Source organism: Paenibacillus sp. OK060 (assembly GCF_900101205.1).
Classification (GTDB): domain Bacteria; phylum Bacillota; class Bacilli; order Paenibacillales; family Paenibacillaceae; genus Paenibacillus; species Paenibacillus marchantiae.
The window spans coordinates 281,394-302,764 of record NZ_FNFR01000006.1 but is presented as its reverse complement, the minus strand read 5'-3'; the positions used below and the strand labels follow the sequence as shown (position 1 = coordinate 302,764).

Below are 21,371 nucleotides of genomic sequence, written 5' to 3'. Positions count from 1 at the left end.
TTCATAGGATTGAGTAATTGAGTTGATCAGCCGGCTGCCCGATCAGGCAGCCGGTTTTGCTGCTATTTAAGACCGAGAGGAGAGAACGCGAGATATGCTGTTGGAGATGGAGCAGATTACGAAGAAATACGGCGGCTTCACCGCTAACCGGGACATCCGTTTTAATTTGCGAGAAGGAGAGATTCATGCCCTCGTGGGTGAGAACGGCGCTGGTAAAACAACCCTGATGCGCATGTTGTATGGAATGGAGCAACCGACATCAGGCACAATCAAAGTTCGTGGACGCGAGGTCAGCTTCGCAACTCCGTCTCAGGCCATGGCAAGTGGTATCGGCATGGTGCATCAGCATTTCATGCTGTTTCCTTCCTTTACGGTTGCCGAGAACATCGTGATCGGGCGTGAACCGTCTGCGGCAGGTGTATTTGACCGCAAACAGGCAGCGGCCCAGGTGAATGAATTGGGCAGAACGTATGGCATGCCAGTTGATCCGTGGAAAAAAGTATTTGAATGCCCTCTGGGCATGCAGCAGCGTGTTGAAATTCTCAAGGTGCTGCATCAGGGCGCGGACATCATTATATTGGATGAACCATCAGCGGTACTAACACCGCTGGAAGTGAAAGAACTACTCGCGAATATGAAATCCCTTGCCAAGTTGGGCAAAACCTTTGTATTGATCACGCACAAGCTGCAGGAAGTTATGGATGTGGCAGACCGGATCACGGTTCTTCGTGATGGTCAGGTGACAGGTACATTGGAAGCAAAAGACACGAATGTAGAGGAACTGTCCCGCCTGATGGTAGGCCGTGAGCTGGTTCGCATGGACAAGCAGCCATCCGTTCCGGGAGAAGCTGTGCTTCAGGTGGAAGCGGTAAACTTGTCAGGGGCAGAGGACCGTTCTGCACTCAAGGATATCCATTTGCAAGTTCGGAAAGGTGAGGTCGTTGGAATCGCGGGTATTTCCGGCAACGGCCAGTCTGAATTGATCCAGATCATTGCGGGACTACGCAAGGCAGATAGCGGCCGCGTCCTGCTGTCAGGACAGGATACAACCAATTGGCCGGTGCGGCGCATTCGGGAGCATGGACTTGCCCATATCCCGGAAGACCGTTATATGTGGGGAGCGGCGAAGGATGCGAGCGTTCGTGAAAATGGACTGATGGGCCACCATCACCGGCTTCAATCACGCGGTATCATTAAAGCGAAGGCAGCACGGACCATGGTGGAGAACTGGATCAAGCAGTTCAGCATCAAAACCGGTTCTGCGGAAACGAAGGCGCAGTTCCTATCTGGCGGTAACTTGCAGAAGTTGATTGCTGCGCGTGAGTTTGCCCAGGATACGCCGTTTCTGATTGCGGCTGAACCTACGCGGGGTGTAGACATCGGAGCGATGGAGACCATCCACGCTGAATTGCTGCGCAAACGGAATGAGGGTGCGGGTATTCTGCTCGTTTCCTCGGAATTGTCTGAGATTTTGCAATTATCGGATCGAATCATTGTCATGTATGAAGGCGGAATTGCCGGGGAACTGAAGGCAGATGAAGCAACAGAAGAACAGATCAGCTTGTTGATGGCAGGAGGGAAAGAGCGGATATGAATCGGGTAAAAGAAACACTTCGCGGACTCATACAGCCGCTGCTTGCCGTATTCATCGGTTTGCTGGCAGGTGCTGTAGCCATTCTGATCGTTGGCGGTTCCGTGGTGGATACGTATGCGGAGATGTGGAAAGGGGCCTTCGGCAACTTCTACTTCTTCACTAACACACTGGCACGTTCGACGCCCATTATTCTTGCGGGGCTGGGCGTAGCACTGGCATTCCGCGCCGGATTTTTCAACATGGGTGCAGAAGGACAGATGGTTCTGGGCGGACTTAGTGCAGCGCTGACGGCGCTCTACCTGCCGGGTCCAGGCTGGTTTGTCTGTATTGCAGCCATTGTGGCGGGGATCATCGCCGGTGGGGTCTGGTCGCTGTTTGCAGGTTGGCTGGATGCCCGCTTTGGCATGAATCTGTTGATCACAACACTGCTGCTCAACTATATTGCGATTTATTTTGGAGGATACATGGTATCCTACCCGTTTAAAGACCGTACAGGATCAGCGGCAATGGCCCAGACGCCAATGATTGATCAGAGTGTCTGGCTGCCGAAGCTGTTCCAGGGTATGGGACTGCATGCTGGATTCATCATTGCTATTGTGGCGGCGATTCTCATCTACTGGTTCACACACAAGACGGTAACTGGTTATGAGATTCGCATGTTGGGAAGCAATCCTTCGTTTGCAACGTATGGTGGCGTGCGACGCATTCGCATGATGATGCTGTCCATGATCATCAGTGGTGGACTTGCAGGTCTTGCGGGTGCAGGGGAAGTGCTAGGGACACAGTATCGTTTCCTTGATGGATCGTTGTCATCGGCAAGTTATGCATGGAGCGGCATTATGGCGACCTTGCTTGCCCGCTCGCATCCGCTAGGAACAGCTGTGGCGGCAATCCTGCTTGCAGCGTTGCAGACAGGTGCTATGGGGATGGAACGGAATACGGATGTGCCGCTGGAAGTCGGTAGTGTCATCCAAGCAGTATTGACGTTATTTGTATCGGCTCAGATCGGATATTCATTCCTGAAGCGGAGAAGGGAGAAAAAGTCCAATGCAACAACTGTTTGATGCAGCCATGTTTGGCTCTACTCTGCGGATTATGACGCCGATCCTGCTTGCAGCGCTCGGTGGGGCTTTATGCTCTCGTGTCGGTCTGTTCAACGTGGGTCTGGAAGGACTCGTACTGATCGGTGCTTTCTCCGCTATTGTCGGTAACTATCTGTTCGGCAATGTACTGTTGGCTGTAATATTTTCTATTGTGATCGTCATGTTGTTCTCTGCGCTATTTGCCTTTATCAGTATTAATCTGAAGGCCAACGCCATTGTGGTCGGGATCTCGCTTAACTTTCTGGCCACAGGACTGACGACTTTTGCACTGCGGGCGATTTTTGATGTAAAAGGTGCTTACTATGACAAGGATATGGTGGGACTCCCCAAATGGGACATTCCTCTTATTAAGGACATTCCGTGGGTAGGCGATGTTATCTCAGGGCATAGCCCGCTCGTATATCTCGGGATTATTATCGTGATTGCCTTGCAGTTTTATCTGTTCAAAAGTGTCTCCGGCTTCCGTCTTCGTTCCGTGGGTGAGAATCCGGTAGCGGCACAAAGTATCGGCATCAAGGTGCGCGGCATTCAATATGGTGCAGTTCTGATGTGCGGCGTATTGTGCGCCTTGGCGGGTGCACAGTTATCGCTCGGTCAGGTTACGATGTTTACCGAGGGTATGACCGCAGGTCGCGGCTTCATCGCATTGGTAGCGACCATGCTGGGTCAAGCGAATCCGCTCGGCGTTATGGGGTCCAGTGTGCTGTTCGGGTTCATGGAAGCTCTTAGTATCCGACTGCAGGGCTTTGCGCTGCCAACTCACTTTACCATGATGCTGCCGTATATTGTGACACTGGTGGCGATGTTCTTCTTCAAGGACCGTACTTATGCACAAGACGCACTGAAAGCGGGCGGAAGCTCGCGTTAAATCCTGAATGTTATGCTGGAAGCATATAAAGAAGGAGGAATCACGCTTGCATAATAAGGCTGAACGTCTGAAAAAAACGAAAAGCCCGGCACCCAAAGCGGGTGCTGAGCACGGAGACCGACTGCCACCGGGGCAGGTACTGACCGAGAAATTCCCGATTCTGCATGAAGGTGAAGTGCCGGAATACGACCTTTCCACCTGGGATTTGAAGGTATTCGGTGAAGTTGAAGAGGAGAAGGTGTTCTCCTTCGCCGAGCTTCAGGGGATGCCTCAAGTGAACACGGTGAGCGATATTCATTGTGTTACCCGCTGGTCGAAGTTTGATACACCATGGGAAGGCATACGGTTCTCGGATTTCATCAAGCTACTTGGTGTCAAACCGGAAGCAAAATATGTTATGATCCACGCGGATCATGATTATGAAACGAATGTTCCGCTCGAAGAACTCATGCATGATGATGTATTGCTTGCTTTTAAATTTAACGGTGAGCCGCTCACACCGAAGCACGGTTATCCGCTGCGCTTGGTTGTTCCACAACTCTACTTCTGGAAGAGTGCGAAGTGGATACGGGGTCTGGAATTCATGAAAGAAGATCGCAATGGCTTCTGGGAAGTCAATGGTTTCCATCATTTTGCCGATCCGTTCAAGGAGCAGCGCTTCTCTGGTGAAGATATTCCGATTCCGGAAGACGAATGGACGAAGAAGGAGTTTGATTAAGATGTTGATGCCTATTTTGCAAATTCATTCCGAAGATATGCCTGCATACGCCATTGTCTGTGGTGATCCGGCACGTGCGGAGAAAATTTCCCGCAAGCTGGAGCAGGCGAGAGAACTGGCGTTCAGCCGGGAGTATCGCACGTTTGTAGGATTGTATGAAGGTGTACAAATGGCCGTGGTCAGCCATGGCGTAGGTTCACCAGGAGCAGCTGTCTGCTTCGAAGAACTGATCCGGGCAGGGGTAACGACCCTGATTCGTGTAGGTACAGCGGGCTCGTACACAACGGATTATCCAGCGGGCAGCGTAATCGTCAGCACGGCCGCTGTGCGTACGGACGGGCTGACACGTCAGCTGGTACCAGATGGTTTCCCTGCGGTAGCGGACCTTGGTGTTACACAAGCGTTAATCGAGGCAACTCGTGAGCATGCAAGTGCAGCGAAAGCTTCAAGTGCGGGTAAAGTTGGCGTGGGCATTACCGTTACGCTGGATGCATTCTTCACAGGAGTTGAAGAGATTCCTCATCGCAAGTACAAGCAGGCGGGTGCTCTTGCCGCTGAGATGGAAATTGCCGCGCTCTACATCGTCAGCACACTGCGCGGCGCTCGTGCCGGGGCTATTGTCGCTATCGATGGATTCGCAGACAGCGACCTGGCCGCCGAGTATGATCCGCATACAAATGCGGTAGCTGATGCTGTTGAGCGTGAGATCGAAGCGGCACTGCGTGCATTGGCTGTACTGGCTCGTCAGGATCAGTCGTAAAGCTGAGATCATCAGGGTATTTTGTATTACTACAGCTGGTAAAATTGCAAAATAAGCAAATGATGTCCATCTGAGATGGACAATATAAAAGGGCGTCCCATAAGGTCATGAACATGACTAAGGGGCGCCCTTTTGAGTTTGAGATAGAAGCGACTGTTGCTAGATTGGAAGGTGCAATCGATTCGTTAGCGTTGTCCGAACAATTGCTGTGCCGTCTCAATAAATAACCGGGATGCGGGAGAAGCATCGACAAGTGAAGGAACGGCAATCTCGATATTGCGGTAGGCTTTCGGCTCTGTGGGGAGTGCTTTGACACCCGGAGGCAGCCAGGATAGTGAAATAGCAGGCAGCATAGCGGTCCCGAGTCCCTGCTCAATCATGCTAAGGCAAGTGTTTACGTTATACACGACAAATCCGAAATGTAATTCTGCATCTGCTCGATTGAACAGATCAACAATCGGTACCTCATAGCCGCCTTTGCAAATAATCATGGGGTGTTTGTCCAGCATTTGTACCGGCAGAATTTCCTGATTCGCAAAAGGTTCATCGTCCCGAAACACCGCGAGCATCTCCTCGCTATAGAGTGGAAGCGTCTCATAAGACACATCTACTGGTTCTTTATCTGTGGCAATAATGAGAGCTACATCAATGGCGCGTGAGCTTAGCCACTCCTGAATTTCAAGGATGTTCCCCTCGTGCAACTCAAACTGAATCTGAGGATAGCGCTCCCGAATCGAGCGGATGATTTTTGGCAGCAGATGGGCGGATGACATAGGGAAAGAGCCAATACGAATCGTACCAATCTCCAACCCTTTTTCGGCGGCAACGACCTGCTGTACCTTATCAAATTGCTGTAAAATGCGGCGGAAAATAACCAGAATTCGCTGTCCCACATCCGTAAGCACGATGCCGTTCCTACGATCCCGTATGATTAGAGTGACATCCAGTTCATTCTCCAGCGAGGAGATGGCCCGACTGACTGCGGGCTGTGTCATATTCAGTTCCTGGCCTGCACGGGTGAAACTTCCCGTCTCTGCAATTTTCACAAATAACTGCAACTGTGAGTTGTTCATAACAAATATGGTATGCTCCTTATGATTAACATGCATTTCAATTATTTATATCAATATTGTATCATGAAGACACGGAACGATCAAAGAACGAATGTAAAACGGATCTGGATCGGATTCCAAATGGTTTGCAGGCACAGAAAGAGCGCAGGATAATGTGTACGATTGATTAAACTGCGCCTGTAGATGGTGCCGGATAGGAGAATAAACATATGGCTTTATCACGTGCAAAAGCAGGCTGGGTCCTGGCTTTTCTGGTACTCATGTGGGGAGTAAACTGGCCCCTGACCAAATACGCATTAAATTTCACACCGCCGCTCATATTCGCAGGCATGCGCCTGTTAATTGGGGGTCTGGTGCTGGGGCTGTATGCTTTTCCCCGCTACAAAACGCTGCGGTTAAAGCAAACCTGGCATATTTATGCCATATCTGCGGTGCTTAACATCATCTTCTTCTACGGTTTTCAGACCGTGGGGCTGACGGAAGTGCCAGCAGGATTATTTTCATCCATCGTGTTCCTACAGCCTGTGCTGCTTGGAATCGGGGCATGGTTGTGGCTGGGTGAGTCCATGTATGGACTGAAGATTGCCGGATTGGTGATCGGTTTTGCAGGGGTGGCTACGATCAGTATTGGTGGCATGACAGGCAAAGTATCCCCTGAAGGGGTTATGCTTGGGCTGTTCAGCGCAATTAGCTGGGCGATCGGGACCGTATATATGAAGAGAAATTCAATGAAGGTCGATGGAATCTGGATGACAGCCATTCCGATTCTGATCGGCGGAGTTGTTCTGACATTGACGGGTACGGTCACAGAGAGCTGGTCTGATGTGCAATGGGTGCTTCCTTTTATACTGGATACGCTATTTATTTCGGTGTTTGTCATTGCAATGGGCTGGCTCGCGTTCTTCAAACTGGTTAGCTCCGGCGAAGCCAGCAAAGTAGGATCGTTTACGTTCCTGATTCCGCTGATCGCCCTGTTATGCAGTGTGCTGTTCCTCGGAGAGTCGGTTACGGTCAACCTGATCGCAGGTCTGGTTATGATTATTGCCAGCATCCTGCTTGTGAATGTTAAAGTGAAAGGCAGTAAAGTCGCGAAAATATAAAGTTATACGGAGAACTTTCTTCAAGTGGTTGTTGAACCTTGTATACATTCCGAATGACAATGCAAAAAATGGGTAAGTTATATATAGGAACATCACCATGATTACGAAGAGGAGGACTCCAGCATGACACAGAACAATCAACCTCAGGATGAGGCGGCAATTCGCAACAAACTGGATGAAGACGGGGATTCCTTGATGGAGAAAAAGAAAATTTTGAGCGGTGTGGATATTGAGCCGCAAGCGGACGAATGGTCTGCCAAACCGTCACCTGTAGCATTTGATGAAGGTAAATCATCCAAAGAATAAGAGGAACCAGATATAGCTTTAAAAGAAGCGGGTACCGTTAAGGTATCTGCTTTTTTATATCAGAATGGTTAAGCATGTTTCGGAGCATCATCTTCCTGATGTCTTATTGTATAATCATGGGAACGTTTGTGAGAGGAGAATGTGAAGATGAGTGAGATTAACATTAGAAGGGCTGTCATCGGAGATTACACGGGAGTATCTGCCTTAATGGATGAACTTCATCACTTGCATGTGGAGGCCAGGCCAGACGTATACAGAGAGCTGCAGACGAGAATGAGTCATAAGGAATATGAAGAACTACTGGAAACGGATCATCGTTATCTCTATGTTGCGGAATTGCTGGAACAGGGTGAGATTGTTGGATTTGCGAGCGCACAGTTGAATGTTATTCAGAATGTGGATTTGTTAAAGGATCGAAAGATGTTATATATCCATGAGATCATCGTTGGTAGCAAACATCGTGGACATGGGACAGGCAAACTGTTGATGCAGGAGTTAATCCAACTTGGCAAAAAAATGCAGGTCGACAGTGTTGAACTGACCGTGTCTACATTTAATACTGGTGCTCAAGCTTTCTATGAGCAGATGGGTCTGGCTGTACGTAGCAGCAGAATGGAATACATACTATAATATGCCTGTACGAAGACTGATGAGATGTCTGGCGCGTTAGTGCAGTCGTAGGAAGCATGGAATACATCCATTTGGAGTAAAATAAAGAAATAGTCTTGCATACCCCCACGGGGTATGTTACTCTTATTACAGAACGAAAGAAAAGGGGTGTTCGCGATGGAACATCAGAGCCATCCCAAGGAACCTTTGGAGTCATCCGTAACAGAGGTGAACGAAGTCTCACAGACAGATGATCAGCAAGCCAATTCATGTCATACGTCAGGCAGTGATGGAAAGCATGTGCGCAAGAGCCATCACTCCCAAGAGATGAAGGGCAACCTGATTTCCCGCTTGAACCGTGTTGAAGGACAGATTCGCGGGATCAAGGGATTGATCGAGAAGGATACCTATTGTGATGATGTGCTGACACAGATCGCGGCTGCTCAGTCCGCTCTTAATTCAGTAGGCAAGCTATTGCTGGAAGGCCACATGAAGAGCTGCATCGTTGAGCGCATTCAGGCCGGAGAGCATGAGGTTGTGGATGAATTGTTGGTAACGGTAAGAAAGTTAATGAAGTAATTATTTTTGAATGAACTCATCATTTATATATCTAAGGAGGAACTACCTATGTCTAATATTACGTTGAACGTTACAGGAATGTCTTGCAATCACTGTGTGAAATCGGTTGAAGAAGCTGTGAAGAATGCGGGAGCGAATGGTCAGGTTGATCTGGCAGCAGGAACTGTCGCAGTTGAATATGACGAGCAAAAAGTCAATGTGGATCAGATCAAGGCAGCCATCGAAGATCAAGGATATGACGTAGTCTAATCATCGCAGGCTTAAACTGAACTTCCCTTTGCATGGAAAGGAATTCAACAGGTCTTTTCCATTAAATGAGTTCATTGTTTAAGCCTGATTTTCTGTCTTTTATATACCCCTTGGGGGTATTGGATGTGTAGGAATATTTCATAGAGAAAGGAGCTAACAACATGGATAAGTCATCAACAACGGAAAACGCAACAGTATCAGAACCCGTACCTTCACAGGAAGCGGCGGGATTGCAGACAACACTGCAAATTACAGGCATGACCTGTGCTGCCTGCTCTACCCGGATTGAAAAGGGTTTGTCCCGAATGGAAGGGGTCAATCAGGCGAATGTTAACCTCGCTATAGAACAAGCAACGGTATCCTATGATCCGAAAACAACGAACATCAATGCTTTGCGGGATAAGGTGGAGGCGCTTGGCTATGGTACAGTAACGGAATCCGTGGATCTGGACATTACAGGCATGACCTGTGCTGCTTGTTCTACTCGAATCGAAAAAGGTCTTTCCCGGTTGCCGGGTGTATCCCGTGCAAACGTGAACCTGGCGCTGGAAACGGGACATGTGGAATTTGCAGCAGGAGTACTGAAGGCAACCGATATTACGGCGAAGATCAAACAGCTCGGTTATGGAGCAGAGTTGCAGAAGACACAGGAAGATACCCAATCAGTGCGTGAGCGTGAATTACAGCGTAAAAAGTGGAAATGGATGATCTCCGCCCTGTTATCTTTGCCACTGCTTTGGGCCATGGTGGGTCACTTCTCATTCACCTCGTGGATCTGGGTACCGGATCTGTTCATGAACCCATGGTTCCAACTGGTGTTGGCAACGCCAGTACAGTTTGTGATTGGATGGCAATTCTATGTGGGAGCCTATAAAGCGCTCCGTAATGGCAGTGCCAATATGGATGTACTGGTTGCTTTGGGTACAAGTGCGGCTTTCTTCTACAGTCTGTATCTGACCCTGACCAGTGGCAATGCAGCTTCGACCATGATGGATCATGGTGGGACGGGAATGGCTACATCAGCCATGCCAACCGTGGAGCTTTATTATGAGACGAGTGCCATTCTGATTACGTTGATCCTATTGGGAAAATGGTTTGAGGCCGTAGCCAAGGGGCGTTCCTCTCAGGCAATCAAGAGCCTCATCGAACTGGCTCCGCGTGAAGCCAGAGTGATTCGTGATGGACAGGAGGTTATTGTACCGTCTGCGTATGTCGCGGTAGGTGATCTCGTTCTGGTAAAACCCGGAGATAGCATTCCTGTCGATGGCGTCGTGGAGGAGGGGCAGTCTTCTGTCGACGAATCCATGTTAAGCGGAGAGAGCCTGCCCGTGGATAAAAAACCAGGGGACGCCGTTACAGGTGCTACGTTGAATAAAAATGGAGTATTAAGACTGCGTGCGACCCGCGTGGGCTCGGACACGGCGTTATCCCAAATTATTAAAGTGGTTGAACAAGCGCAGGGTTCCAAGGCCCCTATTCAGCGGATTGCCGATGTGATCTCAGGTATCTTTGTTCCGATTGTTGTAGGCATCGCAGCAGTCACGTTCCTGATCTGGTATTTTTTCGCCAGTCCCGGTGACTTTGCCGGTTCGCTGGAGAAGGCGATTGCTGTACTTGTCATAGCCTGTCCTTGTGCGCTTGGACTCGCAACTCCAACGTCCATTATGGCTGGATCAGGGCGTGCGGCGGAATATGGTGTGTTGTTCAAAGGCGGCGAACATCTGGAATCGGCACAGCAGATCCAAACCGTTGTACTGGACAAAACAGGTACAGTTACCCAAGGCAAGCCCGTGCTTACGGATGTGGTGACGGCTCCAGAATGGACGGAAGCAGACCTGCTGCAACGGGTGGGAGCAGCAGAGCAGAGTTCGGAGCATCCATTGGCTGAGGCGATTGTAGAAGGAATCCGAGGTAAAGGTCTGGAACTGGTCCAGTCAGAGCAATTCGAGAACATACCGGGATATGGTGTGCGAGCTCGGGTTCAGGGACAAGAAATCCTGGTCGGGACACGCCGACTGCTTACGGATGCGAAGGTGAATGTCTCCGAGGAAACGATGCAACAGATGAATAACCTTGAGGAACAAGGACGCACAGCGATGCTGGTCGCGGTAGACGGACAATGGGCTGGGGTTGTTGCCGTGGCTGACACCATCAAGGATACTTCAAGGGAAGCCATTCAGCGGCTTCATGCTATGGGAATCGATGTTATCATGATTACGGGAGACAATGAGCGTACAGCACGCGCTGTAGCGGAGCAAGCTGGAATCAATAAAGTTCTGGCTGAGGTACTGCCAGAGGGTAAAGCGGCAGAAGTGAAAAAACTTCAGAAGAGTGGCCTCAAGGTAGCGATGGTGGGAGATGGAATCAACGATGCTCCGGCCCTTGCTACAGCCGATATTGGTATGGCCATTGGAACCGGAACCGATGTAGCGATGGAAGCAGCGGATATTACGCTAATGCGCGGTGATCTGAACAGTATTGCAGATGCGATCGAGATGAGTCGGCGCACGATGGGCAATATCAAGCAGAACCTGTTCTGGGCACTTGGCTATAACGTGATTGGTATTCCAATTGCAGCAGTGGGCTTCCTGGCTCCTTGGTTAGCAGGTGCGGCCATGGCGTTCAGCTCCGTGTCAGTTGTACTGAATTCGCTGCGTCTGCAACGAATGAAACTGAAAAGCAATGACTGATGTCCATTGAGGGACGTGATTCAACTTTCTATTATGCTCAAAAATAAGCATAGGGTGCGGTCCGCTACGGCGGACCGTGCTTTTTTTGTTGAGGAAAGGTGTTTGAAATATGCTAAGGGAATGGTCCTTACCTTGTTATTAGAAGGTGAGCATGTGAAGTGATGTCCTCTTATGAAATGGAATACATTGTTTGCGAAACACATCTTTATCTTTCTGAACCTTTCAGAAATAGATTGACAATATAGACATATAGACTTAAAATTTAAAACGATTGTTTGATTCAAACAATCGTTTACATCAAATTCGAACTAATGAGTAATGGAGGACATCATTTATGTTGCAGGCTTTACGTATATTGTTGAAAAAACCGCCAGTAATTGTGGGGATCGTGACGGCACTTATGTTCCAAGTGATCTTCAGCGTGATCTGGATGACAGCATATTCCGGAGTGAATGACCGGATGAATGAATTGACGGTTGCCGTTGTCAATGAGGATGGAGAGCAGTCCAAGGGGATCGCAGATCGTATGGCTGAGACGCTTCCTTTTCATACCGTAACGAATCTGAGTGCTGCCGAAGCACTTGACCAGTTAAATCATCGCAAGATTCATATGGTGCTGAATATTCCTGCAGGGTTTAACGAGCTGATTCAGACAGCCGGTTCCACTGCCGAAATCAAGTACACCATTAACGAGGCGAACCCGGTTACGATCAAAAGCATGATGCAAGGTGTATCGCAGAGCGTGACGAACACGATTAACAAGCAAGCAACCGCTCAAGGTGTGCAAGCTGTGTTGACGGCTTCTGGAGCGCCTGCAGATCAGGCAGCTGAAGCTGCTGCCAACCTGACTACACGAGTGGAAGGTACAACCACTTCCATTAATCCGGTTAACGGTATGAACAATCAGATGGTGCCGATGATGATGGTACTCGCTTCTTATGTGGGAGCCATGATTATGGGTATGAACCTGCAGACAGCGATGGGTATGCTGTCGGCTACTCACTCCCGCTGGACTTTGTTTGGCGCCAGAGTAGTCATTAATCTGGGGTCTGCTCTTGTGGTTTCCCTGCTGGGATCATCACTGATCGTGTCGCTGGGCGGACAGATCGAGCAAGGATTTATCGCATTCTGGTTGTTCCAGGCTTTGTTCCTCTGCACGTTCATGTTCTTCTCCCAGTTCTTCCTGATCTGCTTTGGACCAGCGGGAAGTTTGTTCAACATCATTTCACTGTCGCTGCAACTGGTATCTTCCGGTGCAATGGTGCCACGTGAATTGCTGAACAGCTTCTACAGTGGTATTGGTCAGTATCTGCCTGCCACATATGCCGTTCAAGGTGTTCTGAGCGCTCAACTGGGTGGACCTGGAGTTCAATCCGCGGCTGGCTCAATTACCATTGTATTGCTGGTTGCTGTAGCCCTCTCCCTGGTGGTGACGTTGTTGAAAAAACAACCTATGCCAGCTGGGGCACCAAGCCCGGCTCAAATGAACAGCTAATATTCCAGTCATCATGGTTGTTCTTCATAGGATATGATCAAGCACCCCGGTGATTTTCACCGGGGTGCTTGGTTTAATAGTAGGTTGAGGTGGCTAGCTTTGCAGAACCACAGGCGGCACACCTTGCGCTTTGATGCACAAACTTTCATAATGAAACGATAGAGTAGTCTCGCTGCAGCCCGGTGAGCTGAAGCAAATGAATAGAACGGACAAGAGGAGCGGACGGAATGACGGAACCGGAATTGGATATAAAAACGAGGATTTTGCTTGCAGCCAAGAAGCTTTTTGCACAGCAGGGGTATGACGGGACAAGTGTTCGTCAAATCTGTGATGAGGCGGGTGCGAATGTATCGCTGGTCTCGTATCATTTTGGTGGAAAAGAAAAGGTGTTCGAAGCATTATTTGAGCACTTTTTTCCTGATCATATGATGAACGAGTTGGCTGAAGAGTCCATGTCCTCCCCCGTGGAGGGTATCCGACGAATCATAGGTGAAGTCGTAAAATTCACGATGACGGACCGGGAGATGAGCGATATTGTGCAGCTTGAAATTACACTGCGTACCCATCGCACAGCTACCGTGTTTCGTTTTTTGGACCCCGTCTGGACCAGAGTGAGAGAACTGCTGCAAGAAGGCAAGGAGCAGGGCGTGTTTCAGATCGAGTCCGTATCTTATGCGATGCTTCAGGTCATGGGTGTGGCTTTGGCGCACAAACGGGCTAAGAATTCGCGGTTTAGCTTTGACTATCAGGATATGAACACAGATGAACTGGCTGAGCAAACCATTGAATTCGTACTACGAGGATTGGGAGTGAATAGCAATGAACGAAACCATTGAATTGATGATGAAACACCGCTCTGTGCGGAAATTCAAGCCAGACCCGGTAAGTGAGGAGCAGCTGGCAGCAATCGTGGCGGCCGGGCAGATGGCTTCCTCTTCAAGTAGTGTGCAGGCCTATACTATAATTGCTGTTACCGAACAGGAGCAGAAGGCCAAATTGGCTGAATTGGCAGGCAATCAGTCTTACGTCAATGAATGCCCTGTGTTTCTCGTATGGTGTGCTGACCTTTATCGCCTGAGTGATGCTGCCAAGCGTCATTTGCCTGAAAAGGAATCCTATGAGGACTCCACTGAAAACTTTATGGTGGCCACCATTGATGTTGCACTCGCATCGCAAAATGCTGCGCTTGCAGCAGAGTCACTAGGTTTCGGAATTGTATATATTGGCGGGCTGCGCAACCGTATTGAGGAAGTGAGCGAAGTATTGGGTTTGCCCGACGGCGTCTATCCAGTATATGGAATGTGCATTGGTGTTGCTGATCAGGATACGGGTATTCGTCCGCGTCTACCACTGGATGCTGTCCTGCACCATGGCCGCTATAACGCCGAGCAGACTCTCAAAGGCGTCGAGAGCTATGACGAAACGACTGCTGCATACATGAAGGAGCGCACTCAAGGGGAACGTTCTACATCGTGGTCCGAAATGATGGCGAAACGCCTCACAGAACCGGTACGTCTACAGATGAAGCCATTCCTCGAAGGCAAAGGATTCTTGAAACGTTAAGTGTAAATTCAAAAGAAGTCAGTTCGGCAGATGCCGACTGACTTCTTTTTTTGCATACTATATCTATTTAGTTGAGGAACCAGCACAAGAATGGATGCCAATTCGGACCTAAGGAAGACCGTAGAAGCGTTTCGTATTCTGATAAAAGAGACGCGCAGCCCGCTCCGTTCCCATACCGGTCACTTCACTCCACGCTTGAATGACCTGTCTGGTCATGGCAGGGTGCGTCATTCTTCCCTGGAAAGGTCCCTCGAAAGGCCAAGGTCCATCAGTCTCTGCCATAACCTGCTCGGAAGGATACTGGCGAGCTAATTCGCGAATTTCCTCTTCGTATATGATATCAGGTGTAAATGAGACGAAGTATCCGTTGTCAGCCATTCGCTGGACGGTCCCCTTGGAACCTTTGAACCAGTGAAAATGTGCCCGGCGATGTTGATATTGCTCCAGCAGGTCACAGGCGATATCGGCATCCTCGTATACAGCGTGCAGCACAATCGGTTTACCGTGCCGTTTCGCTAGCTGGATAAATCGCTCCAACAGATCGATATAGCCGCTCTGATCAAAGTACTGTCCTGCCTGTTCGGCTTCCTGTCGGTTGTAATAAGGCAATCCAACTTCCCCAATCGCTGTGGCTTGTCCCATATGCTTTTCGATCCATTTGATAAATAGATCCTGCTCTGCCAGGGACGGCAGGGGCTGCTCGGGATGGAACCCAAAGGCCGGATATACGGTACGAGGGTATTGGGAAGCTACTTCTAGGTTACTCTGGGCAGAAGCCAGATTCATGGAAACGGCGATGACAGCCTCAACCTGCTGGGATGGGAAGGAATGCAGCATCTCACGTTGTTCTTCAGGTGTATATTTGTCCAGGTGAAGATGGGCATCGATCAAGGGTGCAAAAGCGGTTGATTGCATGGATGGACCCCTCCTTTTTGTCTTTTACCAATGATACGCAGGATAGTTTGTCTTGGATCACCCATTTTAGGGAAAAAATAACTCAAAAACCCGCACTATTTAGATAGGCGGGTTTTCTGCTGTTCTTCTCTCATCCACTGGGAAATCTGCCGTTTCCGTTCAAGAAAAGCAGATTCCTCCGTGATCGCTTCGCGACGTGGACGATCAAAGGGAACATCGACCTCGTGAAGTACAGCCGCAGGCCGATTTGATAAAACATAGATACGGTCCGCAAGCAATAATGCTTCCTCGATATTATGCGTAATGAACAGCACCGAGCGGCGGTTCTGTTCCCAGATATCGAGCAGCCAGCGCTGCATGTCGCTACGGGTCAGTGCATCCAGCGCACTAAAAGGCTCGTCTAGCAGCATCAGCTCCTGCGGACTGAGCAGGGCGCGCAGAAAGGCAACCCGCTGCTGCATGCCGCCCGATAACATATGCGGATAGGCTTGTTCGAACCCAGCCAGTCCGACACTGCTCAGCCACTTCCGGGCATCTGCAAGCGCCTCTGCTCGGGGTGGTGCATCCGAAGACACTTCACCTGCAAGCAGCACATTGTCCTCAATGGTACGCCATGGGAAGAGGGCAGGCTGCTGCGGCATATAGCTAATCTTGCCGCGTTGTCCGGTGACATCCTGACCATTCATCAGGATTTGGCCCTCCTGAGGTTTCAGCAGACCGCCGATGATGTGAAACAGGGTGCTTTTGCCACAGCCGGAAGGGCCGACGATGGCTACGAATTCTCCTTGTTCCACGGTCAGGGACAGGCCATCCAGAACGGGCAATGTGCTGCGTCGCTCCCGGAACGAAGCATTCACGTCTAATACTTCCAACGCTGGTGAAGAATGATGTGCAGGTAAGGCCACGGTTCCATATTCAGGACTCCCGCTACTCGTTGGAGTGGTTGCACCTTCATCCGGCGCAGTAGCTACCCGCTCGTTGTGTTCGGGTGTCATCTTGTCATCACTTCCTAACCTTTATATGGTGCATATTTCAAAGTTATCGCTTTTGTGGACGCCAGCGTACGAGCAGCTTCTCCAATAGCGCAATGAGCAGGAAGAGCAGCAGACTCAATGCCACAATAATCATGATTGCCACGAAAAGACGATCCGTCCGATAGGCTGATTTTTGCAGCATCATATAATAGCCGATGCCCTTATCTGCACCGATCCATTCGGCGATAATCGCACCCATGACGCTGTACGTAGCGGCAATTTTAATCCCCGAGAACACCGAGGGCAATGCATGTGGAAGTTCGAGCTTCCAGAAAATTTGGCCGCGTTTTGCACCAGCCATGCGCATATAGTTCATCATCGCCGCATCGGTGCGGGTCAACCCGTCCATGGCAGCTACAGCCACCGGGAAGAAGCAGACCAGGATGATGGTAATCAGTTTGGGCAGCAGCCCAAATCCGAACCAGATCAGCAAGAGCGGAGCAAGCGCAATGGTCGGTATATTTTGACTAAGAATAAGTAATGGATAGAGTGCAGATTTCAAAAATGGAATCAGATGCAGCACCATCGCAATCAGTAATCCCACGAGCGTACCTGCTGCAAATCCTATTAATGTCAGCTGGATTGTTGCCGATGCATGCATGCCAAGTCGCTCGGCCTGGGATGCTGCTTCATGGGCGATGTCCGAAGGCGCAGGCAGCATCCATTTCTCAATATGGAACAGGGAGACGGCTCCCTGCCATATCGCTATAAAGAGAATAACCGCCACAAAGGGCGGCCATACGCTTTTCCAATAGGCATGCATTAGCGATATTTCTCCGTCAGGGTGTCCATGCTGAAGCCACTTGGGCTATGGGCGATTTTGATCTGTGAGATGATGCTAGGGCTGCCAGCTTCCACGAGAACTTCGTGCATTTTGCGGACAACCTCCAGCAGTTCCTCCAGTTCTCCCTCCATCGTAGTATCCAGTGGATTAACCTGATATTTCAAGCCAGACTGCTGAATGACTTCAATCGCACGATCAACATAAGGATAGGAATTTTCGCCATTTGGCGTTTTGGGAATGACTTGAATGCTAAGTAGTGTGCTTGCCATGAGAGATCACTTTTCCTTTCGAAATATATAAAATGAACTAATGACTGTTACACTTGCCACTTCGATGACAGAATAACCTTCCAATCGCTGTTATCCCCAGATTTTTTTGATTCCCTTCTCCAAAGGGAAAATCCGGTGATAAAGGCGAACGCTTCGCTTTTTCACGTTATTTCTGTCCTCTTCGTCATCGTGTAAATACTAAGTTCGTTTTATATGGATAATTTTATTGGGGTAAGAACTCGTTTGTATATGCTTTGGATACATCTACCTGCTCATCGAGCAGTTTTTTGCTAAACATCCAATCCGTGTAGTTCTGCCATACTTCCTGCTTCTGCTCACCCCAGCGTGGTGCGTCATCCTGATATTTTGGACTCAGCCACTTCTGGCTTGCGAGTACAAGATCCTTATCCAGATCCGGTACGGCCTTGATCAGAATGTTGGCAGCGTCTTCGGGATGTTCAATCGCGTATTGATATCCTTCGGAAGTCGCTTTCAAGAACGCTTTAACCAGCTCGGGATCGTTCTGAATCGTCTTTTCATTGGTAACGAGTACAGGTGTGTAGTAGTCCAGTGAATCGGAATAATCTTTCACATATAACATGTCGATCGGTTCCCCGCGCAGTTCGGCTTCAATGCCCGTCCACGCGTAGAAGATCCAGGCAAAGTCGATATCGCGTTTCACAGCGGTGAAGAAGTCTGCATCGCCCATGCTAATATTTTTTACTTTGGATACATCGGCGCCTTCGCCTTCCATAATGGACTGCATCACAGCTTCTTCCACCGGAGAGCCCCAGCCACCATAGGTTTTACCTTCAAAATCTTTGGGGGATTTGATGTTCCGGTCCACCGGAGCGGCAAATCCGGACGTGTTATGCTGAATGACTGCAGCAATGGACACGAGCGGTACGCCCTGTGTGCGGGCCTGGGTCACACTCTCCTGATAACTTACGCCAAAAGGCACTTCGTTCGAAGCCACCATTGTATCCGCGCCTCCGGCACCTGGTTGTACAATCTCGACATTTAAGCCTTCAGCTTTGTAAAAACCTTGATCTACGGCCGCATACAGTCCGGTATGATTCGTATTTGGTGTCCAATCCAGCACCACTTTAATGTCCTTGAGGGCTGCGTTGTCACCTTCATTGCTGTTTTCGGTGTTGCTGCTGCCATTTTCTCCTGAAGGTGCAGCTTCTTTGCCGCCACATGCGGCCACAGCCACGAGTAGTACGCACAAGAGCATTAGGCCCATCATTTTACGCCATCTCATCTTCATTTCTCTCCTTCATGTTGTCCGGCCAGTGGCGCGGGGTACTCCTTGGCTTCATATCCAAGCTTCTTGCATAAATCGACAGATTTATACCAGCTATGATCCGGATGACGTCACTTTTTTTAGCTCTCTGGCTATATAAAAGAACATTAAAAAAGCGCCCCGTTAATCCGGGACGCGTGCAGGCGTTAGAGATGTGGCACTCAGCAAAGAGGCTGGGCCAATTCGATATACTCCGATTCCTACGCTGGCATGATCCAGATCAGGTCTAAGGGTCAGTATCTTGGTGGGATACACTCTCAGCCGGCCTATTCCGACTCCCCTGGGAAACTATGAAGTTACGGGCATTACTAGGTGTAATTATAGGCCAGAGGCCCACGCATGTCCAGTCAGGAACTGGATAGGGGCACGTATGAATGAATCAAAGAGGCCATTATACATGCGTATAACGACCTCTCTAGATGTGTGATTTTCAACAATTATCGTGGCGAATCATATAAGGAAATCTGACTGAGTGCAAAAGCATCGGATTTCGGGTCATAGCCTACCTGTTTCTGAGTGGTTTCCAGATTCAATCGTTTAAACCGATTATTCGAGATCCCATGCAGTATGGTGAAGGGCTCCAGATCTGTAGTTGTAATTGCTTTGAACATCAAATCACACAAGTCAGCCGGACTAATATACGCGCTCATATCCCTTGCCTCCAGCGCGGGTCCATCCGGTTGGAAATCATCATATGCACCTATACGTATTGCTACACTTTGTAAACCTTCGGTATATGCAAAATAGGAAGCGAGCGATTCACCAAAACATTTGCTAACTCCGTACAAATTCCGTGGGCGTGTCGGCATGTCCGGATAGACTTGAGCATCAATGGGATACCCCTCGATCGTCTGTGCACTGCTTGCCAGAATGACTCTCCGCACACCTTGGTCCTTAGCTGCACGGAATACATTAAATGTACCTTTGATATTGATGTCCAACAACGATTCATAGAATCCGGCATGCGGGGAAGGATCTCCCGCCAGATGTACAACCACATCCATGCCTTCGCAAGCGTGCTGACAGGCTTCGGGATCTGTCACATCAAGTGTCATGATCTCATGGCTTGTCCCTTGATACGTATGCAGTCTGTCGATATTCAAATCCGTTAGTCGCAGGTGAAATGCTTCTGACAAGTGTTGGGACAAGTCACGTCCAATTTTTCCGGCTGCGCCGGTAATTAAAATGTTCATTAAATCAGCTCCAATTCTTAGCGCTGGAAGAACTCAATCCATTCCTTCTCGGGTCCATAGATGAAGAAATAACGGTAACCGTTAGGCAGTGTAATCATCTCTCCATCAATAAACTCGGCCTCAGTTGCCTTAATGCGGTTGTACTCAGACTCAAGGTCATCGACATGGATAGCAAAATGATGCACCGTACCTTCGGAAGGCAGCTTGTCGCTGTATCCCTGAATCAACTCAATCTCAGTCTCATCGCTTCCGTTGAAGCCGAGAAAGGCGAGCTGAATGACACCGTTGGTGTGGGTTACCCGATCTTTCAATTCAAGACCAACAATCTCCGTATAGAAACGCAGCGTGGTCTCTAGATCACGAACGGCAATGCCGACGTGGTCAATGCGCTTTTGAAAACTCATAATCCAAATCCTCCTTATATGCATTGAATCTTTTCTACCATTTTAAGGGATATCATAGGGCTGTACTACGAGGTTGTCAAATAGGATTTTAATTTGGAAAAATTATAATTGTTCACAGAATGTTCACTTATGAGGAGGGGTTCGTCATCTCTATAATTACGAAGGTAAACAGAGAGGATGAGAGAATTGCCAACAACGAAGAAAGAACAGATTATTTTTGGAATGATGATGTGCACAGGAATGGTCATCGTCATGATGGCCTTCAATTTATGGCACAATGGGTTATTGAGCAAGATGTCCGCGCTTGAAATATTGCTTCAGTTCATATTGTGCTTTGTCATTGCATTTCTGGTGGAGTCCTTTATTGTCGGACCTGTAGCGCGAAAAATTGCATTTTCCTTACCTTTTGACAAGTCCAACAAAATCCTAGGCGTGCTCGCTATGTCATTTTTCATGGTCATTGGAATGGTTCTGATTATGTCCTTGTACGGAATGATTTCCGCTTATCTTGCGAATCAGTTAAATGGAGCATCCGTACTAAGTACGTATCTTCATACGATTGCTCGTAATTTTAGCCTGGCGCTTCCTTACCAAATTATTATTCTGGGACCACTCGTTCGATATGTATTCGGTAAATTCATTAAGGATAAAGGGAGTGTAGTCCCCACAACCTAAATAACGTTAGTTCCGATTTAGAGCATCTGAAAGTATTTCCTGGGCAATCGTCCACTGCACTAAGATAAAGAAGTAATTGTTCAT

Annotated in this window: 23 protein-coding genes and 1 riboswitch; of the genes, 15 read left to right on the top strand and 8 right to left on the bottom strand. The window is 48.9% G+C overall.

The window, feature by feature from the left end; genetic code table 11:
• Nucleotides 1-94: 94 nt before the first annotated feature.
• Genes BLS14_RS22900 through BLS14_RS22880 form a run of 5 tightly spaced genes read left to right on the top strand, consistent with a single transcriptional unit; the run spans nt 95 to nt 5,043 of the window.
• Entirely contained in the window at nt 95-1,594 is a 1,500-nt protein-coding gene (locus BLS14_RS22900; protein ID WP_063566255.1) for an ABC transporter ATP-binding protein, read from the top strand.
• The gene (locus BLS14_RS22895) at nt 1,591-2,658 is read left to right on the top strand and encodes an ABC transporter permease (protein WP_090954105.1); all 1,068 of its coding nucleotides are present in this window, start codon (nt 1,591-1,593) and stop codon (nt 2,656-2,658) included. Before BLS14_RS22900 ends, BLS14_RS22895 begins: the two co-directional genes overlap by 4 nt.
• Nucleotides 2,642-3,565, top strand: a complete 924-nt coding sequence (locus BLS14_RS22890) for an ABC transporter permease (protein WP_024632282.1) — start codon at nt 2,642-2,644, stop codon at nt 3,563-3,565. Before BLS14_RS22895 ends, BLS14_RS22890 begins: the two co-directional genes overlap by 17 nt.
• A 46-nt stretch (nt 3,566-3,611) precedes the next feature.
• Nucleotides 3,612-4,283: a sulfite oxidase-like oxidoreductase gene (locus BLS14_RS22885; RefSeq protein WP_090954102.1), complete on the top strand. Its 672-nt coding sequence runs from the start codon at nt 3,612-3,614 to the stop codon at nt 4,281-4,283.
• Nucleotide 4,284: 1 nt separating this feature from the next.
• Nucleotides 4,285-5,043 carry a nucleoside phosphorylase gene (locus tag BLS14_RS22880; protein ID WP_090954100.1) on the top strand — a complete coding sequence of 253 codons (759 nt, stop codon included), beginning with the start codon at nt 4,285-4,287 and terminating at the stop codon, nt 5,041-5,043.
• Nucleotides 5,044-5,228: 185 nt separating this feature from the next.
• Here BLS14_RS22880 and BLS14_RS22875 read toward each other — a convergent pair whose 3' ends face one another.
• Nucleotides 5,229-6,116 carry a LysR family transcriptional regulator gene (locus BLS14_RS22875; protein ID WP_090954098.1) on the bottom strand — a complete coding sequence of 296 codons (888 nt, stop codon included), beginning with the start codon at nt 6,114-6,116 and terminating at the stop codon, nt 5,229-5,231.
• Nucleotides 6,117-6,325: 209 nt separating this feature from the next.
• Here BLS14_RS22875 and BLS14_RS22870 point away from each other — a divergent pair, with 209 nt between their 5' ends.
• The 9 genes from BLS14_RS22870 (at nt 6,326) to nfsA (ending at nt 14,707) form a co-directional block, all read left to right on the top strand.
• Nucleotides 6,326-7,216 carry a DMT family transporter gene (locus BLS14_RS22870; RefSeq protein WP_090954096.1) on the top strand — a complete coding sequence of 297 codons (891 nt, stop codon included), beginning with the start codon at nt 6,326-6,328 and terminating at the stop codon, nt 7,214-7,216.
• Between the two features lie 123 nt (nt 7,217-7,339).
• Complete coding sequence (locus tag BLS14_RS22865; RefSeq protein WP_063566250.1) at nt 7,340-7,522, top strand: hypothetical protein; 183 nt, start codon at nt 7,340-7,342, stop codon at nt 7,520-7,522.
• Between the two features lie 147 nt (nt 7,523-7,669).
• Entirely contained in the window at nt 7,670-8,152 is a 483-nt protein-coding gene (locus tag BLS14_RS22860; RefSeq protein WP_090954095.1) for a GNAT family N-acetyltransferase, read from the top strand.
• 156 nt (nt 8,153-8,308) lie between these two features.
• Nucleotides 8,309-8,710 (top strand): metal-sensitive transcriptional regulator, encoded by a 402-nt coding sequence (locus BLS14_RS22855; RefSeq protein WP_082935409.1) that lies wholly within the window; start codon nt 8,309-8,311, stop codon nt 8,708-8,710.
• A 48-nt stretch (nt 8,711-8,758) separates the two neighbouring features.
• Nucleotides 8,759-8,959 (top strand): copper ion binding protein, encoded by a 201-nt coding sequence (locus tag BLS14_RS22850; RefSeq protein ID WP_053779829.1) that lies wholly within the window; start codon nt 8,759-8,761, stop codon nt 8,957-8,959.
• 161 nt (nt 8,960-9,120) lie between these two features.
• Nucleotides 9,121-11,649 (top strand): heavy metal translocating P-type ATPase, encoded by a 2,529-nt coding sequence (locus tag BLS14_RS22845; RefSeq protein ID WP_176854704.1) that lies wholly within the window; start codon nt 9,121-9,123, stop codon nt 11,647-11,649.
• Between the two features lie 334 nt (nt 11,650-11,983).
• A complete protein-coding gene (locus BLS14_RS22840) occupies nt 11,984-13,144 on the top strand; it encodes a YhgE/Pip domain-containing protein (protein ID WP_072734951.1) in 1,161 nt (386 codons plus the stop codon).
• 227 nt (nt 13,145-13,371) lie between these two features.
• Nucleotides 13,372-13,980 carry a TetR family transcriptional regulator gene (locus BLS14_RS22835; protein ID WP_063566247.1) on the top strand — a complete coding sequence of 203 codons (609 nt, stop codon included), beginning with the start codon at nt 13,372-13,374 and terminating at the stop codon, nt 13,978-13,980.
• Nucleotides 13,964-14,707 carry an oxygen-insensitive NADPH nitroreductase gene (gene nfsA / locus BLS14_RS22830; protein WP_090810159.1) on the top strand — a complete coding sequence of 248 codons (744 nt, stop codon included), beginning with the start codon at nt 13,964-13,966 and terminating at the stop codon, nt 14,705-14,707. The genes BLS14_RS22835 and nfsA overlap by 17 nt, the downstream gene beginning before the upstream one ends.
• A gap of 108 nt (nt 14,708-14,815) precedes the next feature.
• Here nfsA and BLS14_RS22825 read toward each other — a convergent pair whose 3' ends face one another.
• From BLS14_RS22825 to BLS14_RS22795, 7 genes are all read right to left on the bottom strand, one after another.
• A complete protein-coding gene (locus tag BLS14_RS22825) occupies nt 14,816-15,622 on the bottom strand; it encodes a TatD family hydrolase (protein WP_090810161.1) in 807 nt (268 codons plus the stop codon).
• A 95-nt stretch (nt 15,623-15,717) separates the two neighbouring features.
• On the bottom strand, nt 15,718-16,617 hold the full coding sequence (locus BLS14_RS22820; protein ID WP_256336638.1) for an ABC transporter ATP-binding protein: 900 nt from the start codon (nt 16,615-16,617) through the stop codon (nt 15,718-15,720).
• 43 nt (nt 16,618-16,660) lie between these two features.
• Complete coding sequence (locus BLS14_RS22815; RefSeq protein ID WP_072734948.1) at nt 16,661-17,419, bottom strand: ABC transporter permease; 759 nt, start codon at nt 17,417-17,419, stop codon at nt 16,661-16,663.
• Complete coding sequence (locus BLS14_RS22810) at nt 17,419-17,709, bottom strand: thiamine-binding protein (protein ID WP_024632265.1); 291 nt, start codon at nt 17,707-17,709, stop codon at nt 17,419-17,421. The genes BLS14_RS22815 and BLS14_RS22810 overlap by 1 nt, the downstream gene beginning before the upstream one ends.
• Nucleotides 17,710-17,932: 223 nt before the next feature.
• Nucleotides 17,933-18,973, bottom strand: coding sequence for an ABC transporter substrate-binding protein (locus tag BLS14_RS22805; RefSeq protein WP_090954093.1), 1,041 nt, complete (start codon nt 18,971-18,973; stop codon nt 17,933-17,935).
• Nucleotides 18,974-19,194: 221 nt separating this feature from the next.
• A riboswitch (TPP riboswitch) is annotated at nt 19,195-19,307 on the bottom strand.
• A gap of 145 nt (nt 19,308-19,452) precedes the next feature.
• Complete coding sequence (locus tag BLS14_RS22800) at nt 19,453-20,208, bottom strand: NAD-dependent epimerase/dehydratase family protein (RefSeq protein ID WP_072734946.1); 756 nt, start codon at nt 20,206-20,208, stop codon at nt 19,453-19,455.
• A gap of 17 nt (nt 20,209-20,225) precedes the next feature.
• Nucleotides 20,226-20,612 carry a VOC family protein gene (locus BLS14_RS22795; protein ID WP_064642680.1) on the bottom strand — a complete coding sequence of 129 codons (387 nt, stop codon included), beginning with the start codon at nt 20,610-20,612 and terminating at the stop codon, nt 20,226-20,228.
• 186 nt (nt 20,613-20,798) lie between these two features.
• On the opposite strand from BLS14_RS22795, the gene BLS14_RS22790 reads away from it, so the two are divergent.
• Nucleotides 20,799-21,287 carry a DUF2798 domain-containing protein gene (locus BLS14_RS22790; RefSeq protein ID WP_063566240.1) on the top strand — a complete coding sequence of 163 codons (489 nt, stop codon included), beginning with the start codon at nt 20,799-20,801 and terminating at the stop codon, nt 21,285-21,287.
• Nucleotides 21,288-21,371 lie beyond the last annotated feature (84 nt).